The sequence below is a fragment of the bacterium (Candidatus Blackallbacteria) CG13_big_fil_rev_8_21_14_2_50_49_14 genome (genome assembly GCA_002783405.1).
Lineage (GTDB): Bacteria > Cyanobacteriota > Sericytochromatia > UBA7694 > UBA7694.
Genome location: PFGG01000035.1, coordinates 194,324 through 210,559, shown reverse-complemented (window position 1 = coordinate 210,559; position 16,236 = coordinate 194,324). Strand labels below are relative to the sequence as shown.

Here is a 16,236-nt window from a genome sequence, read left to right as displayed (position 1 = left end):
TGAGTTACCTTTCTCGTATTTTGATAAATCTTGTTTTATCATTTGTTTGCTTTCATTGTACCTGAATCAATTGAAATGCGGTCGGGTCTTGAGTTGTGGATTGTTTTCCTGATCTTTATCGGCGCGGTACCAGGCCATAAAGATCAGAATAAATGCAATGCTGAAAACCAACATTCCTGTCAGTTTCATGAGTACGCCCCCTAATTGTTGGTCTCCACGTGCCGTCAATGTGGTTAAGCGGGGGGCGAGCTCATAGGTTTGGTAAAGAACGGTTCGTGAGAAAGTGACAAAGGCAAAAACAGGAATTTGAGCGATAGTAAGCGCACCGATATAAAGCATTTGAAACCCATGACTTAGCCGCAAGTTTAGAAGGGGACTGCGCACAGGCATCCACATCAGGAGCGCACTGAGAACAAAAGTCAGATGCTCCAGGTTATGCACCATACGGTCTTTGAGTGCCCAATCATACAGATAGGGGACATGCCAGACCCCGAAAATCAGGTTGAAAAGCAGACAAGCGGGTATGGGGTGAGCTAATTTTTTAAGGACTGTTTCTGACCAAGGCCAATATCTAAACACAATTTGAAGCATCCACTCGGGAATGCCTATCAAAAGCAGTGTGGCCACAGGGTACATAAAGAGATTGTGTTGAAACATATGTACACTGAATAAATATTGCTCGCCGACACTGTCGATTGGAGAGGCGATGGCTATATAGATCAAGGCCAGACCTGAGAAAAAATAAGCAGCTTTTTTCTTATCGAGTTTTTGGGCCGTTTCCAGTTTTAACTGGTTTTTGGCGTATTGCCAGAGCTGATAATAGCCCCAACCGGCCAAAGCCAAAATGAGAAGTGCCCCCCACTCCAGTCGCCATGTCCACCATACGTTTGCAGGAATATCTACAGAAGGTATGGCTTCAAATTCATGGGCCAGAGCCGGGGGACACAAAAAGTTCAGCATTGTTTATAACTTGGCCAAGAAGGCGACCAAATCGCTGTACTCCTGATCACTCATTGTTTGCTTCAGATTTGCTGGCATTAAACCTGCCGGAAATCCTTCAACAACAAAGGCAGCGGGATTTTCAATGGATTCTTTAATATAAGCCACTGCATCCTTACCTGCGACACGTGTTTTTGCACGTTCGCCCAAGCCATCCAATTTGGGGCCGGCCTGACCTATCGCACCATCTACACTGCTGATGGAATGACAAGCGGTACAGCCTTTTGCCTTAAAAACAGCAGGCCCGTTTTCTGCATTGCCAGACGCACTCAATGCCGCTAATTCTTTTGAATTTTTGACATGTATAGAAGTTTTGCTGGGTTGGTAGTTGATCAGCGAAATCATCGCGACCATGGTTGCCAGTGCGATAGTGAATCCACTGAAGAAAATACCTGTCAACAACTTATTATCGTATTTGAGGTGCATAAAAACTGCGACAACAAATCCGAATTTAAGTGCAGCGAGTAAATAAAGACCCACATACATCAATGCGTGAGGCAGAGCCACGTAGAGAATTCCAACCTCTGCTGCGGTTACAATCCCCAAGGCGGCTGCCAGTTTGACATAGACAGGGACATGATCGGGGTGTTCTGCATGTGCGTTGCTCATTAGCTCGTCACTCCTACAAATTCCACAAGGTAAATCACGGTAAAGATGACAATCCAGACAATATCAACGAAGTGCCAATACAGGCCTGCAACCTCAATATCGGTGGCTTTGTCTTTCATATTGCCAAAGAAAGAGTAGATGAACCAGCTAAATAGCCAGAAAACACCAATGGCAACGTGTAAACCGTGGGTTCCAGTCATGGTATAGAAGGTTGAACCAAACAAATTGTTCTGTAGTGTGACGCCTCTGGATACGAATTCAGTGAATTCATAGGACTGGAAACCAAGAAAGATCGCGCCAAACACACCGGTCAGGAAAATCCACAGCCGGAATTTGGTGATATCCTGGCGATTGATAGCTGCCACACTGAGTGCCATGAGCAAACTGCTCATCAGCAGCACAAATGAACTGGCTGTCGTCACCGGGATATTCAGAACCTCTGCAGGATAAGGACCTGCGAGACTCTTTCCATGGTAAATGATATAGGTAGAAATCAGCGTACCGAAAAACATGCAATCAGAGGCCAGAAAGGCCCACATCATCACTTTTTTATTGGGGATTCCCGTATAGGAATGCTCCTCATGATGATGTTCTGCATGGGGGTGCTGTTGATCCACAGTTGCTGCGTGGCTCATTAGTTATGTGCCCCACTTTCTTTTGTTGGGTCCAGCATTTCACCGCCGGGTCCTTCAAGTGCCCATCCGAAGATGGCAAAGGTCATCAGACCGAAACCACCTAATGCCACGGGAAGAGCAAACATGACAGAGTCTTTGATATAAATCATGCCCATGCCAAAGATGAACATTCCAACTCCCACAATCAGAGGGTAGTAAGAAGACAGGGGCATGTGAATCAACTTGCCATCCCAAGGAATATTGGCTTTGCCTGTTTGTTTTTTATGCCAAAAATCATCCAAATGGGTGACTTCAGGAATTACGGCAAAATTGTAAACGGGAGGGGGAGACGGAATGCTCCATTCCAGTGTACGGCCATCCCAGGGATCGTCGCCTGCAATTTCTCCATTGCGGAAAGAGTGAACCATATTGATGAAGAAAAAGAGAATGCCGAAAGCCAGTACGAAGGCTCCCACAGTACAGAACAGGTTCCAGAAATTCCAGCCCATATCTGCATGGTAGGTGTAAATACGACGTGGCATTCCATTCAAGCCCAGGATATGCATTGGGAAAAAGGTCATATTAAAACCGATCAGGAAGACCCAAAAGGCAAATTTACCCAGTTTCTCATCCATCAATCGGCCTGTAATTTTGGGGAACCAGTAAGCGATACCGCCAAACAAAGCTGAAATGGCGCCACCGATTAAGACATAGTGGAAATGTGCAACGATGAAATAGGTATCGTGTTGTTGCATATCTGCGGCGGCGGCGGAGTGCATAATGCCGCTGAAGCCGCCCACGGTGAACATGGCAATAAATGAAAGCGCATAGAGCATGGGGGTGGTCATGCGTAGATTTCCGCCCCACATGGTACCAATCCAGTTAAAGATTTTGACACCGGTTGGCACCGCGATAATAGAGGTAGTGACAGAGAAGGCCAAAACGGCAATCACGCCCATACCAGAGGTAAACATATGGTGGCTCCAGACTGTAAATCCCATAAAGCCGATAAAGGCACCAGAGAAAACAATCAGGGGATAACCAAACAAAGGTTTGCGCGAAAAGGTCGGAAGAATTTCAGACACAATTCCCATACCAGGCAGAATCAGAATATAGACTTCAGGGTGTCCAAAGACCCAGAACCAGTGTTGCCACATAATGGGCATGCCACCTTTGGCGACATTGAAGAAATTGGCGCCAAACATACGATCCATCATCAACTGCGCCAAGGCAATGGTAATGGGAGGGAATGCCAGCAGGATCAAAACATTGGTCACCAAGGTCATCCAGACAAAAACAGGCATGCGCATCAGCGTCAGGCCTGGAGCCCGCATATTGATAATCGTGGTGAAAAAGTTAAGCGATGCGGCTACAGAGGCTACCCCTAAAAGCATCAAGCCCATGACCCAGAAATCTGAGTTATGGCCAGGATTGTATTGAGGGCCTGTAATGGGAGGATAACCTACCCAAGCACCATTGGGAGCGCCACCGGCAAACCAACTGACATTGATTAAAACCGCCCCAGCCACAAAAACCCAGAGACTGAAAGCATTCAGTCGGGGAAAGGCTACGTCACGTGCGCCAATTTGAAGGGGGACTACGAAATTAAAAAAGGCGGCGATCAAAGGCATGACCGCCAAAAAGATCATGGTTGTGCCATGCATGGTGAACATTTGGTTGAACATATCGCCAACCAACATGTCATTATTGGGGACGGCCAACTGAATGCGGACCATCAGAGCTTCAAGACCACCCAGAACCAAAAACAACAGGGCGCTGATGCCATACATGACGCCAATGCGTTTATGGTCGGTCGTCGTTAACCAGCTCCAGACGCCCGTCTTTGCAGAAGGGCGAGGCCCCAACATGCCCATCTCCGGAGCATCGGAATGGGTATGCGCATGACCTCCTGTACTGATTACTTCCGTACTTGTTGCCATATTTTCCTCTCTTGTCTATATTCAATCACGATGGGCTATTTCAGATTTTGCAGATAGGCTACAAGATCTGCAAGATCTCTGTCACTCAGTACAATATTGGCCTGTTCCAGTTTCATTAGGTTACCAGGCTTCATTTGCTGAGGGAATTTGATCCAATTTTTCAGGTTATCTGTATTGTTCTCATACATAACAGCACCCAGGCTTGTACGACTGCCAAAATGGGTCAGGTTGGGGCCGATAATGCCCATGGCGTTGGTTCCCTTAATGGCATGGCAGGAATTACAGCCTTGCATAAAGACTTTTTCGCCATTGACCTGTGCAACGGTATCAGGCTTTGCTGCATCGGCTTTTTCTGATTTTGTCCACTTGTCAAAATCGGCCTTGTCATGTGCAAATACCAAAAAACGCATTTGAGCGTGGGAGTCTCCACAAAACTCAGTACATTGTCCGTTGTATTTTCCGGGCTCTTTGGCATCTAACCACATCTGGTTGATTTGACCCGGAACGGCATCCATTTTGCCCGCCAGACGTGGAACCCAAAAGCTGTGAATAACATCTACGGCTTTAATATCAACTTTAACAGCTGTATTGGTTGGAATATGCAATTCGTTGGCTGTTGTAATCCCCAGGTCAGGGTATTGGAATTCCCACCACCATTGGTGCCCGATCGCGATGACCTTCATGGCCGGTTTATCTTCGGGGGGCTTGTCCATCACAAACAACGCTTTGGCGTTGGGCACTGCAATTACCAGCAGTAATAAACAGGAGGCAATAATCAGTGCAATTTCTACTTTTGCGCTTCCATGGGTTTGTTCAGGGACAGCAAAGTCCTGGCCCGGTTTGGCACGAAAACGGAAAAGGGCGTAGAAAAAGACGCCACCTACGGTCAGCAGCAGGAAGGCAGACACTCCTACCGTGAACCAGAAAACAGTCAGTTGCTCCTGGCCAATGGTTCCTTTGACATCAAAAGTTGACTGGGCATCCATCAGCGCCAGTGCATTCAAAGGATACATCAGCAAGAAACTCCCCATCATCAAGATGAGGCGTAAAATGCTTGTCGATTGTGCTTTCACGGTTTATCCTCGGTCTTTTAAAAGTTGGTGCTTAGTGTTTGTTCATTTTGCAGGAAATACCCCTGACTGAAACCCTATGAACAGAACCAGCACTCAGACGAAATTTTTATATCACTCTAACATAATAACCCTGTTCGTAAGAATATTAAGTGGTTTATTCACAATGACAGAAGTCAAAACTAGTTTTGATAAAGATCAATAATTTTGGCACTAAAATGGCACTGTATTTGTACTTGAAGCTATTCCAGGGAATATGGGATGCAGTGTTGCGATTTTTAACAAAAATTGAAGCCTGAAAACGAATCAGGCTTTTACAGATTTGGCTGAGGAGGGGAGGCTTAGAATAAGGAGGGCAGATCTGTCTGAATCAGACGGTTGATATCATTGGGCATTCTGCTGTCGTAATACCCGCGAATCTGGAGTTTTTGATCGACAAGAACAAATTGCTGGCTGTGCAGAAAGGGTTGGGAAATACTTGGATTTCTCAATGCTGAATGGGTGTTTTGGGAATTGGATTGTTCTTCCCTATTGTGGGAATGTTCAGAATGAGCATGGCTGACTGAGGCCTCTCCCAAAATATGAAAATCCTCAAGGGCCAAATGGCTTAAGCTCTCGCGATCTCCGGTGAGGAAAGACCATTTTTGGGGTATTGCTTTAAATTTTTGGGCATATTCAAACAGGCGTTGTGGGGAATCTGTTTCAGGATCAACGCTGAAGGAGAGTAGCTTGACCTGCTCATTTTGCTTAAAAGCCTCTTGAAGTTTAGACATCTCGATATTCATGAGGGGGCATTCTTCAGTGCAACTTGAAAAAATGAAATCTGCAACCCAAACCTTACCTTTGAGGTCCTGCTCTGTCATTGGTTTCCCTTGTTCGTTCAGCAAATGAAAATCATGTACCTGACCTAAAACAGGTAGACTGGCCAGTTGTGGGGATTGTTTTTGGAAAAGAAAAGTCAAAAGAAATCCAATGAGAAAGAGACTGAATCCCAGCAACCATGGAATGAATGAACGAGGCTGTTTCACAGGGTTTCCAATGCGGGGGATTGTTCCTGTCGTTTGAGCCAGTAATAAAGGCCGAATAAACTCAAACAAAATAAAAGCGGGAGCCCAGCCAGTAAAAGGGTAATGCCTTGATACATGGCTGCACTTTTACTGCTTCCTCCGTCAGAGATACAATTACAGCCCCAACTAAAGCAGGGAAAAATCCATTGCATCGCGCAAATCCAGAAGAATGCAGTTTTTGTGTTCATAGCAGGTAGACAAACCCATAAATTACGGGCCAGATAGTAACAACAAAACCCCAGAAAAGCGCTGCGGAAGGAAAAAGTGATTGAGCAGATTGCAAGGGTCTTGGCAGATTAACCAATTCTGGTTTTTTTTGAAATTGCTTGAGACTGGCCCACAGAAAGAGCAAGCCTGCAATCGCATGGAGTGCATGTGCTCCAATGATCAGATAGAAAAAAGCACCGTAGAGACTGGAAGATACTGTGAGTCCGAAACGAAGCAATTGCAACCATTCAAAGCCTTGAAGCAGGACAAAAATACTTCCTGTTAAAAGGGTTGTCCAGAGCCATTTTTGGACTGATTTTTTTTGTCTTAAACTGAACCAAGCCCAGAGCAAGCTTACTCCACTTACGATTAAAAAAGCAGTGTTCAAAGCGGTGGCTTCGATGGGCAGTCTGGGCTGACCGGGAGGAGGCCAAGCAAAACCGGCATTGGTTCGATTCACCAGATAGGCACTGATAAAAGCAGCAAACAACATCAATTCTGTGGCTAGAAAAAAGATCATACCCAAAATGCTATTGGCGATCAAAGGACGACGCGGCATTGCTCGGGCAGTGGGGATGTTTTCATTGATGAGCATTTAGCGAGCAACTTCCAAAGGTACCATCATAATATCGGGGTAAATACCAAAATAGAAAATAAAACAGCAAACAAGACCAAAAATAACAGCAAACCAAACGGAAACAGGCTCAAAACGCAGATGCATGAAATTATTGGCAACATACATCATTTTTATTATGGCCATGCCAAAAATAAGCAGAATGGCCATGAGCATATTGTCTAGAAAGCCTGCTGCCAAACTGAGGCCAAAAATAGTCAATAAGATAAAGTAGGTTTTAAAATAATTGGGATGGCCGTGATAATCCTCTTCTGGATGATGGGCCGTTGGGTTGTGTATTGCCATTTTGAAGCCTCCTTAATGCGCGATATAGAGTAAAGGGAAAAGCAAAATCCAGACCAAGTCAACCAAGTGCCAATAGAGCCCAGCAAACTCGACTCTCTGTAGGTTTTTTCCTTTGCGCACACCCAGCATAACAATGAAGATGGTGGTCATGCCTGCTATCACGTGGAGTGCGTGTAAACCTGTCATTAGGAAATAAAAGCTCCAAAAAAGTTCTGCCGTGAGAGTAAAGCCATGACTGATTTCGGTACTGTATTCAATAGACTTGACCACCAAAAATCCCAAACCAAAACCAAGCGTAATCAGCATATTACGCACGGCTCCTTTGAGGTCTTTGCGATTGGCGGCATCATGGGCCAATACAATGGTCAAACTACTGGTCAGGAGAAAAAATGTATTCAATGCTCCCATGGGTGTGGAAGTATGGGCGGCTGCGTGTCCCCATTCGGGATGGCGTAAACGGAACATGATATAGGTGGCAATTAAGCCTCCAAAGATAACGACTTCAGAGGCGATGAGCCACCACATGGCCAATCGCCCTTTGGGCATATCTGCCATCAAAACACGTCTTCTGGCTTGGGGAGAAGTGTCTTGAGCGTGCTCTTCCTGAGCAATAGCTGTGCTTGACATATAGTTGATCTCCTCTATGTTTCGTTCGCAATGTGCTGAGGCCAAAAATCTTCTTCACGGCCAGGCACGCTGTATTCATAAGGTCCACGGTAAACATTGGGGTAGGTGTCAAAATTACCGTGAGGAGGGGGGGATGCTGTCGCCCATTCCAATGAGTTGGCTTTCCATGGATTTCGTTCAGCTTTGGGGCCTTTACGAAAACTATGAATCATATTGATGAGAAATGGAATTTGAGCAGCAATTAAAATAATGACCCCAATGGTTGCAATGACACGGTTTTGAACCAAGTCTGGAGCCATGAGGTTGGGCCAGGCTGAATAGTCGAAAATACGCCGGTGTTGACCTTTGAAACCATTGTAAAATAAGGGCAGAAAGATCATATTGAAACCAATCGTTGTAAGCCAAAAGTGAATCTTACCGAGCGTTTCGTTATACATGCGTCCGATGAATTTGGGATACCAGAAATAAATTGCAGCCAGTCCACCAAAGAAAACATCGGGAATCAAGGCATAGTGGAAATGTGCAACTACAAAATAGTTATCATGTGCATAGATGTCAAAGGCGCTGGCTCCCAGATAAATACCTGTTACACCGCCCAACAAAAACTCACCAATAAAACCCAAAGCGAAAAGCATGGGAGTATTTAAGGTGATCGATCCTTTCCAAAGGGTTGCAATAGCGGCAAACATCCAAACAGCGAAGGGAACTGAGATCATGATAGTGGTAATACTGAAAAAGACAGCCATGCGGGGATCGATACCAGCAATGAACTGGTGGTGAGCCCAAACAATAAATGAAAGGAAGCCAGAAATGATTGAGGCATAGATAATGGCTTTATAGCCGAATAGAGGTTTACGCGACATGGTTGCCAGTATCTCAGCCACCATTCCCAAACCTGGTAAGAGAATGACATAGACTTCTGGATGCCCAAAGAACCAGAAAAAGTGTTGGAAGAGAATCGGATCTCCCCCTGCCGCTGGGTTATAGAAGCCTGTTCCAAAAGCACGGTCAAAGAGCAACATGACAGCACCCGCTACCAGAGGGCCCACTGAAAACATGAAGACCAGAACTGCAATATCCATCATCCAGACGGTAATGGGCATATCCATTAGTTTCATGCCTGGAGCCCGCATATTGAAGGTTGTTACCAGGAAATTAATCCCCCCAATCAGGAAGGCAATGAACTCAAGCGCAACAGCCAAAATCCAGAGACTGCCACCAATGCCTCCCCAAAAATCTACTTTGGCGGGGTAGGCATTGGCTGAAAGCGGTGGATAGGCTGTCCACCCCGTGGCCATGGGACCAGGTAAAACCATCGATAGAATCAGCACGACTGTACTGATGAAGAAAACCCAGTAGGAAATCATGTTGAGGGTTGGAAACGCCATATCATCTGCGCCGATCATCGTTGGAATCAGCAGGTTTCCGAAAGCTGCAACAAGAACAGGCATGGCAACCCAAAAGATCATAATGGTGCCGTGCATGGTAATCAGCATATTGTAGGTATTGGCGTCTAACTTTCCAAAGCCAGGAATGGCTTGACCAGGAAAGGCCAATTGCATGCGAAAGACATAGGCGAAAAATCCGCCCAAGAATACCATCAGCAGTCCTGTGAGCAGGTATTGCATGCCGATGACTTTATGATCAGTTGAAAAAATATATTTGCGCCAGAAACTCAGTTCATGATGTTCATGTGGAGATACTGAGTGTTGGATTACTTCAGTGGCCATAGTTCACCAGCTGCTCCTTATTTTAATTCTTTCAGGTAGTTTATAATCGTATTCAGCTCTTCTTCACTCAGTGGGGTTTGAGGCATCAGAGCTGAATAGCCTTTGACGATATCAGCATTGGGTTCTTGAATAGAACGGCGAAGATAGGCTTCATCGACGGTAATTTCATGTTCCTTATCCTGTGTCAGGATTGTTTCTTTTCGACCGACTAAACCTTTATAGGTTGGGCCTACCAGTTTAGAGCCGTCTAAGGTGTGGCAGCCGAGGCAGCCTTTATCCTTGAGCAGTTGTTCTCCACTGATCGTTTTTGCTGCTGGTTGGGCCGCTTCCGTGGAATGGGAGCTGGCTGTTCCATGTTCGGCCGCTGTCGGGCTCGGCGAAGCAACGGGGGCTTTCAGATCTCCAGGGGCAGGTAATTTGATTTTTGCCGATTCTTGTTCGATCCAATTTTGATAGTCTTGTTTGTTTTGAACGATCAGGCTGGCTTTCATGATGCTATGACCTCCGCCGCAGATTTCAGCGCAGGCAATATCAAAGGTGCCTGTTTTTGTTGAATCAAACCAACCCTTGATGGTTCGGCCTGGAACAGCATCCTGTTTAAAACGCATATTGGGAACGTAGAAGCTGTGTAAAACATCTTTGGCTTTTAGATAGAAGACAATCGTCTCATTGACCGGGATATGCAATTCATTGGTACTGGTGAAATCATCAACGGTACCCAGTAAACCGTCTTTGCCGGGATAACGGAAAAGCCATGAAAACTGTTGACCTGTAATTTCAACCAGTTCATAGTGTTTTTTTTCAGGGATTTCCTGTTTAATCATGGTCCAGGCATGGGTATTCTTTTCATCAATAAGAAAATCGAAACCTACGACAACGAGCAAGGGGATAAAGATCCAACGCAATTGTTTCCAGTTATTTCCTGGAATATAGCTGGCTTTCTGATTGGCTTTCTTACGGAAACGCAGAATGAAATAGAACAAAATACCTTCTGCTATTACAAAAGCTGTCATCGTAATAATCGTGATCAGGTGGGCAAGCGAGTCTAACTCCACTCCAAATGTGGAGATATTTTCTGGCAAAGGTAAGAAATTCATCCCTGTCAGTTCCTTTTCAAAAACATTTAGAAAACAAGATTTGGAAAGATCGATTCGCCCATTAAAAATGAGGTAATTATTCCTGGGCGGAGGGAATTATGTCTGTACGCCTTTGGATACTAAGAATTCCCTTAAAATATAAACACCCTTTATTGTATAAATAAGCTTGAAAAACACCCTTTGATACAGGTCAAAAATTATTTTGATATGTATCAGCATTTTGGCTCCCCCATTTCATATTGACAAATCAAGAAGCGAATGCTCGAGAAGACTGAACTGGCTGTTTTGGAGTCTCTGAATTCCTTCCCTGGTTTGTGATTAAAAAGCAGGGGGATTCAGACAAAATCAAGCTAGGTCCGTGGTAAACTGACTTTTAGAAGCAGTATGGACTTTCCAGACAGAATTCTCTTGGGATTGGCAGTGCACATTGATGCTTTTTATTGATTAAATTTAAATATTTCATTAGAAAGTGCAAACTGAAGATATAATTTGAAATATCTTGCTCAAAGAGAAGTCTTTGCTCTGACTGCCCAACTCAGTATCATGAACCGGGAATCATAAGTGAAATGCTTGAACAGGGAAATATGACCTTATCGTCAGAGCCAGCATCTTTGGCTCCACCGCAAACTCAAATCCGTCAATGGCTGCGCGATGCCTATGATTTAACCAAACCACGGATTACTTTTTTAGTTTTGATTACTACTTTTACTGGAATGTGGCTGGCAGTCAGAGGTGTTCCTCCACTTTTACTGGTCATTTCAACCCTTTTGGGGGTTGGGATGGCATCGGGCTCCAGCAGTGCTTTTAATAATTTTATTGACCGTGAAATTGATCAACATATGCAGCGTACGCGCAACCGACCTTTGCCCACAGGACGGCTGTCTCCTCAGGTGGCTCTCTGGTTGGGGACTTTTTTGGGGCTCAGTTCATTTGTCTTTTTAAGTCTGACTGTGAATATGTTGACGGCCGCATTGGCCTTGTTTACCAATTTCTTTTATGTCGTGATTTATACCATTTGGCTTAAGCGTTGGAGCCCGCTTTGTACCTCTATTGGAGGGATTTCAGGGGCGCTGCCTACGGTTTTAGGGGTAACCGCCGTAACGGGTCGCATTGATACCACAGCCCTTGCTTTGTTTATTATTATGTATCTTTGGCAACCGCCTCATTTTTGGGCGATTGCCCTGATTCGCAGTGAAGAATACCGCCGTGTGAATATTCCCATGTTGCCTGTGGTCAAAGGTGAAGCCGTAACCAAACGACAAATGCTGATCTATACGGTTTTGCTTTTGCCTGCCAGTCTTTCACTGTTTTGGTTGGGCGTGACCGGGCCTATTTATATGGGGGTTGCGGCTTTGTTGGGAATTACCTATTTGGGTTTGACAATCAAATTTATTTTTCAACCCGTCACTTCCAAACGGGCTTACCAACTTTTCTTCTTTTCAATTTTCTACCTGTGCCTGCTCTTTGTTATGATGTTTGTGAATTGTTTGCCAGCCTAAAAAGGATAACCTATCATGGAGAAGGATCAAGAAGTCCCCTTTTTTTCTCAGTTTATAGCGCTTGCTCTGCTTGCTTTTCTGGTATCTTCTGCTTGTTATGCGATTCGTCAGCCCTCCCAAAATTTGGCTGAAAGTGCAGAACCGCCTGCTGTTCGAGTTGAGGCTCAGCGTGTTTCGGGACAATTGCCTGTCTATGGCAGTCTGAACTCCTTTTCATTTATGGAACGCAATGGACAAGCTTGGGGATCTGAGGCCTTAAAAGGTCGGGTTTGGATTGCCGATTTTATTTATACCAGTTGTACGACAGAGTGTCCGCTCATGACCGCTGAAATGGCCCGCCTTCAACAGGCGCTCTCGGGTAAAGAGCATGTGCATTTGGTTTCTTTTAGTGTAGACCCTGAAAGAGATACCCCTCAAAAACTGACAGAATATGCTGCCCGGTTTCAGGCTGATGCTAAAATCTGGAAGTTTTTGACAGGGCCCCGTGAAGCCCTTTATCGACTGGCGCAAAAAGAGTTTCATTTGCCTGTTCAGGCGCTCGAGCCTGTTCCTGCCGCGCATGCACATCATGAGTCTGCCAGTGCTCAAACCAAGCAAGACGAGGCACAACCCTTTTTGCACAGCCAGAAGTTTGTGCTGGTAGATTCTCAATTGCAGATCAGGGGTTATTATGACAGTACCCGTTCTGATGAACTCGAACGTCTGCTGAAGACAGACCTGCCCCGTCTGCTTCAATCATTTTGAGTTTCCGGTCGGAGATGACCGGGGCATGAGCAATTTCGACTCAGGCGCTTCTCTCTACGATTTTGATTATTATAAAGCCCGCACGCACCGGCGCATTCTCTGGATTTTTGCAGCTGTTATTCTGATTGGTTTTTTGCTTTTATTTCGTCTGTTTTCCTTGCAAATTGTTCAACACGAAGAACTCAGTGCGCGAGCCGAAAAAAACAGAATGCGTTCCATGCCCTTACTTGCACCTCGGGGCATGGTCTATGATCGGCAAAGTAAGATTTTAGCAACCAATAAACTTTCACACTCGCTCTTGTTTCATCCTGGGCGCTTATCCACCCAGCAGGCTTACCAAACCTTGCAGCGACTTTCCCATTATTTGGAATTGCCCTATTCGGAATTGCTTGCCAGAGTGCGTTTTGACAGCGAAGAGCAGATTTACCTTGCGCATAATCTGAACAGTAAAGCTTTGGCGATGATTTCTGAGAATCAAAGCCGTCTGCCTGGGGTTGAGGTGGTGACAGAGCTTGAACGGTTTTATCCTGAAAATGAATTGGCCTCTCATATTCTGGGGTATATGGGACAGATTACGGCTGAGGAATTAAAATTGCCCCGTTATAAAGATTATCGACCGGGTGCTTTGGTGGGGAAAAGTGGCTTTGAGCGTCTCTATGAGCGCTATTTAAAGGGCAAAGATGGCCAATCGCTGTATTCCTTAAACATCAATAAAAATCAAAACAAACAGACTGAAACGATTCCTCCGCAAGCTGGGCATAGCCTGAAACTGACTTTGGATAAGTCTTTACAGCAATATTGTATGCAATTACTGCAGGCCCGTAAGGCACCCGGCGCAATTGTGGTGATGGAGCCTGATACCGGGGCTGTTTTGGCGATGGTCAGCAATCCTTCTTATAATTTGAATTTATTTACAGAAGGCTTAACCCAGGAAGAGTGGAAGACCTTACAGAATACCCGTTATTTTCCGTTTTTAGATCGCACGCTGAATCCCTATCCTCCGGGTTCAATTTTTAAGATGATTACGACTTTGGCTGCTTTGCAGGAAGGTTATCTTACCCCTGAGCAGACCTTTTACAGTCGGGGTTCTTTGAATGTGGGGGGCCATATTTTCTATGACTGGAATCGGACAGGCTTTGGTATTGTCAATATTTACAAAGCATTGGCGCATTCGATCGATACTGTATTTTATGAATTGGCTCTGAAAATGGGGATTGAGCCGATCCGGGACCATGCCCGTCTTTTTGAATTGGATCAACCCACAGGCATTGAATTACAAGGCGAGCATCCAGGCTTGATCCCTGACAAGGCATGGAAAAAAAAGGTTTATCACAGTGATTGGTTACCCGGAGACTCTGTCAATGCTTCTATTGGACAGGGTTTTGTTCAAATGACTCCTTTACAGGCGACACGGATGGTGGCCACGATTGCCAATGGGGGAAAAATGCCTCGCCCTTATCTTTTGCAGGAAATTTTGGACAATACGGGTAAGTCTATCTATACTGCCGAACCAGAAAAACACCAGCGTTGGATTTCGGGGATTGAACCCCGTCATTGGGAGGTGGTGCGCAGAGGCATGGAAGGGGCCGTTTCATATGGAACGGCAAAGGCCATGAAATTGAAGCATTTTGGGGTGGCAGGAAAAACAGGAACAGCTGAGACGATTCCTGGTAAGCCCACCCACGCCTGGATTGTCGCTTATGCCCCCACGGATCATCCCCGCTATGCGATGACTGTCTTTTTGGAGCATGGGGGTAGCGGAGGCGGCAAGGCCGCTCCTTTGGCCAAGCAGATCTTGAATTATCTTTTGGAGCGACCCTTGGCCAAGGTTGAAAAGGAGAAGCAACCATGAGGCGTGCACGGCCTGTTTGGTTTCAGAGCTTACCCGTACTTTTGCTGGTGGCTGTGTTTTTCAGCTTGAGCAGTTTATGTGTTTGGAGTGTTCAAGTGCACGCCGAAGGCAATATGGGGATTTTTATCCGGCATCTGATTTCTTTGGGTTTGGGCTATTTGGTTTTCTTTGGCGTTGCCTTTGTGGGCTACCATGTTCTGCGCTCTTTGGTGATCCCACTTTATGCAATTGTGATTATTTTTCTTGCTTTGGTGCTGGTGATTGGCCCGGTGATCGCTGGCTCTCAGCGTTGGCTTTATTTGGGTCCCCTGTCTTTTCAGCCTTCTGAACTGGCAAAATTGGTTTTGATCATTTCCCTCTCCCACCATCTCAGTCTGATTCAACGCTTTGATTTCAAGCAACTTCTGCTTTTGCTTGCACATATCGGCTTGCCTTTTCTTTTGATATATAAAGAACCGGATCTGGGCACTTCCCTGATTTTAATTGGCATTTTTATTAGCATGTTGATGGTTTCTAGGTTGTCTTCTTTGGTTTTGATGACGCTGTTTACGCCTGTTGTCAGTTTGAGTTTGTATTTTAGCCACAGTTGGTTTTGGCTGGCCTATGTGCTGGGGGGGATCACCCTTTGGTTTGCTTGGTTTATCTGGGCGCGCTGGCATCGGATTTCTGCCACCCTGGGGATTTTGATCGGCAGTCTTTTGCTGGCTTTGAATATTGGCATTCCTGGTTTGGCCCAATGGGGTTGGGAGCATTTGCAGCCCTATCAAAAACAACGTATTTTAACTTTTGTGGCGCCCGAACCCGATGTGATGAGTTCAGGGTACCAAGTGGCGCAATCGAAAATTGCAGTGGGTTCAGGAGGCTTTTGGGGACAAGGTTTTATGAAGGGGAGCCAAACTCAGTTGCGCTATGTGCCCGAGCAGCATACTGATTTTATTTTTTCTGCTTTGGCAGAAGAAGGGGGCTTTGTGGTTGCTGGCTTGGTGATTTTTCTCTTTATGCTTTTATTGGCCCGAATCCTTTGGGTGGGCTACCATTGCTCTGAGTCTGCCGAACTTTATGTCTGCAGTGGTGTAGCTGCTCTTGAACTGATGCATCTCTTAATCAATATGGGCATGAATATGGATATGATGCCTGTAACGGGGGTGCCCTTGCCTTTTTTCAGTTATGGTGGAACGGCTATTCTGATGCATATGAGTCTGCTGGGCCTGGTTGAGAGTATTGCCTGGGCGCAGCGTGGTTCTCGCCTGATTCGAGTTTGA

The 16,236-nt window shown here is 45.6% G+C and carries 15 protein-coding genes; 4 read left to right on the top strand and 11 right to left on the bottom strand.

Going from position 1 to position 16,236, the window contains the following annotated elements:
• Positions 1-66: 66 nt before the first annotated feature.
• From COW20_07670 to coxB (COW20_07620), 11 genes are all read right to left on the bottom strand, one after another.
• Positions 67-960 (bottom strand): cytochrome c oxidase assembly protein, encoded by an 894-nt coding sequence (locus COW20_07670; GenBank protein ID PIW48990.1) that lies wholly within the window; start codon positions 958-960, stop codon positions 67-69.
• 3 nt (positions 961-963) lie between these two features.
• On the bottom strand, positions 964-1,608 hold the full coding sequence (locus COW20_07665; protein PIW48989.1) for a hypothetical protein: 645 nt from the start codon (positions 1,606-1,608) through the stop codon (positions 964-966).
• Complete coding sequence (locus COW20_07660) at positions 1,608-2,147, bottom strand: cytochrome oxidase subunit III (GenBank protein ID PIW49099.1); 540 nt, start codon at positions 2,145-2,147, stop codon at positions 1,608-1,610. The genes COW20_07665 and COW20_07660 overlap by 1 nt, the downstream gene beginning before the upstream one ends.
• A gap of 95 nt (positions 2,148-2,242) precedes the next feature.
• Positions 2,243-4,162, bottom strand: coding sequence for a cytochrome c oxidase subunit I (gene ctaD / locus COW20_07655; GenBank protein PIW48988.1), 1,920 nt, complete (start codon positions 4,160-4,162; stop codon positions 2,243-2,245).
• A gap of 35 nt (positions 4,163-4,197) precedes the next feature.
• On the bottom strand, positions 4,198-5,235 hold the full coding sequence (gene coxB / locus COW20_07650) for a cytochrome c oxidase subunit II (protein PIW48987.1): 1,038 nt from the start codon (positions 5,233-5,235) through the stop codon (positions 4,198-4,200).
• 338 nt (positions 5,236-5,573) lie between these two features.
• Positions 5,574-6,332: a hypothetical protein gene (locus COW20_07645; protein PIW48986.1), complete on the bottom strand. Its 759-nt coding sequence runs from the start codon at positions 6,330-6,332 to the stop codon at positions 5,574-5,576.
• Between the two features lie 151 nt (positions 6,333-6,483).
• Entirely contained in the window at positions 6,484-7,101 is a 618-nt protein-coding gene (locus COW20_07640; protein PIW48985.1) for a hypothetical protein, read from the bottom strand.
• Positions 7,102-7,425: a caa(3)-type oxidase subunit IV gene (locus COW20_07635; GenBank protein PIW48984.1), complete on the bottom strand. Its 324-nt coding sequence runs from the start codon at positions 7,423-7,425 to the stop codon at positions 7,102-7,104. It lies immediately after the preceding gene.
• Between the two features lie 12 nt (positions 7,426-7,437).
• A complete protein-coding gene (locus COW20_07630) occupies positions 7,438-7,980 on the bottom strand; it encodes a cytochrome oxidase subunit III (GenBank protein ID PIW49098.1) in 543 nt (180 codons plus the stop codon).
• A gap of 86 nt (positions 7,981-8,066) precedes the next feature.
• Entirely contained in the window at positions 8,067-9,782 is a 1,716-nt protein-coding gene (locus COW20_07625; protein PIW48983.1) for a cytochrome c oxidase subunit I, read from the bottom strand.
• Between the two features lie 17 nt (positions 9,783-9,799).
• Positions 9,800-10,879, bottom strand: coding sequence for a cytochrome c oxidase subunit II (gene coxB, locus COW20_07620; protein ID PIW48982.1), 1,080 nt, complete (start codon positions 10,877-10,879; stop codon positions 9,800-9,802).
• 566 nt (positions 10,880-11,445) lie between these two features.
• Between coxB (COW20_07620) and cyoE the strand changes: the two genes are divergently transcribed.
• From cyoE to COW20_07600, 4 genes are read left to right on the top strand one after another with little or no spacing between them, the layout of a single operon-like run.
• On the top strand, positions 11,446-12,378 hold the full coding sequence (gene cyoE, locus COW20_07615; GenBank protein ID PIW48981.1) for a protoheme IX farnesyltransferase: 933 nt from the start codon (positions 11,446-11,448) through the stop codon (positions 12,376-12,378).
• 15 nt (positions 12,379-12,393) lie between these two features.
• Complete coding sequence (locus COW20_07610; protein ID PIW48980.1) at positions 12,394-13,122, top strand: SCO family protein; 729 nt, start codon at positions 12,394-12,396, stop codon at positions 13,120-13,122.
• A gap of 25 nt (positions 13,123-13,147) precedes the next feature.
• Positions 13,148-14,974: a penicillin-binding protein 2 gene (gene mrdA, locus COW20_07605; protein PIW48979.1), complete on the top strand. Its 1,827-nt coding sequence runs from the start codon at positions 13,148-13,150 to the stop codon at positions 14,972-14,974.
• Positions 14,971-16,236, top strand: a complete 1,266-nt coding sequence (locus COW20_07600; protein ID PIW48978.1) for a hypothetical protein — start codon at positions 14,971-14,973, stop codon at positions 16,234-16,236. Before mrdA ends, COW20_07600 begins: the two co-directional genes overlap by 4 nt.

Bases quoted from the DNA above. Each gene is read 5' to 3' on its own strand.
- COW20_07670 (PIW48990.1), bottom strand. From the start codon at position 960: ATGCTGAACTTTTTGTGTCCCCCGGCTCTGGCCCATGAATTTGAAGCC.
- COW20_07665 (PIW48989.1), bottom strand. From the start codon at position 1,608: ATGAGCAACGCACATGCAGAACACCCCGATCATGTCCCTGTCTATGTC.
- COW20_07660 (PIW49099.1), bottom strand. From the start codon at position 2,147: ATGTGGGCCTTTCTGGCCTCTGATTGCATGTTTTTCGGTACGCTGATT.
- ctaD (PIW48988.1), bottom strand. From the start codon at position 4,162: ATGGCAACAAGTACGGAAGTAATCAGTACAGGAGGTCATGCGCATACC.
- COW20_07640 (PIW48985.1), bottom strand. From the start codon at position 7,101: ATGCTCATCAATGAAAACATCCCCACTGCCCGAGCAATGCCGCGTCGT.
- COW20_07635 (PIW48984.1), bottom strand. From the start codon at position 7,425: ATGGCAATACACAACCCAACGGCCCATCATCCAGAAGAGGATTATCAC.
- COW20_07630 (PIW49098.1), bottom strand. From the start codon at position 7,980: ATGGCAGATATGCCCAAAGGGCGATTGGCCATGTGGTGGCTCATCGCC.
- COW20_07625 (PIW48983.1), bottom strand. From the start codon at position 9,782: ATGGCCACTGAAGTAATCCAACACTCAGTATCTCCACATGAACATCAT.
- coxB (PIW48982.1), bottom strand. From the start codon at position 10,879: ATGAATTTCTTACCTTTGCCAGAAAATATCTCCACATTTGGAGTGGAG.
- cyoE (PIW48981.1), top strand. From the start codon at position 11,446: ATGCTTGAACAGGGAAATATGACCTTATCGTCAGAGCCAGCATCTTTG.
- COW20_07610 (PIW48980.1), top strand. From the start codon at position 12,394: ATGGAGAAGGATCAAGAAGTCCCCTTTTTTTCTCAGTTTATAGCGCTT.
- mrdA (PIW48979.1), top strand. From the start codon at position 13,148: ATGAGCAATTTCGACTCAGGCGCTTCTCTCTACGATTTTGATTATTAT.
- COW20_07600 (PIW48978.1), top strand. From the start codon at position 14,971: ATGAGGCGTGCACGGCCTGTTTGGTTTCAGAGCTTACCCGTACTTTTG.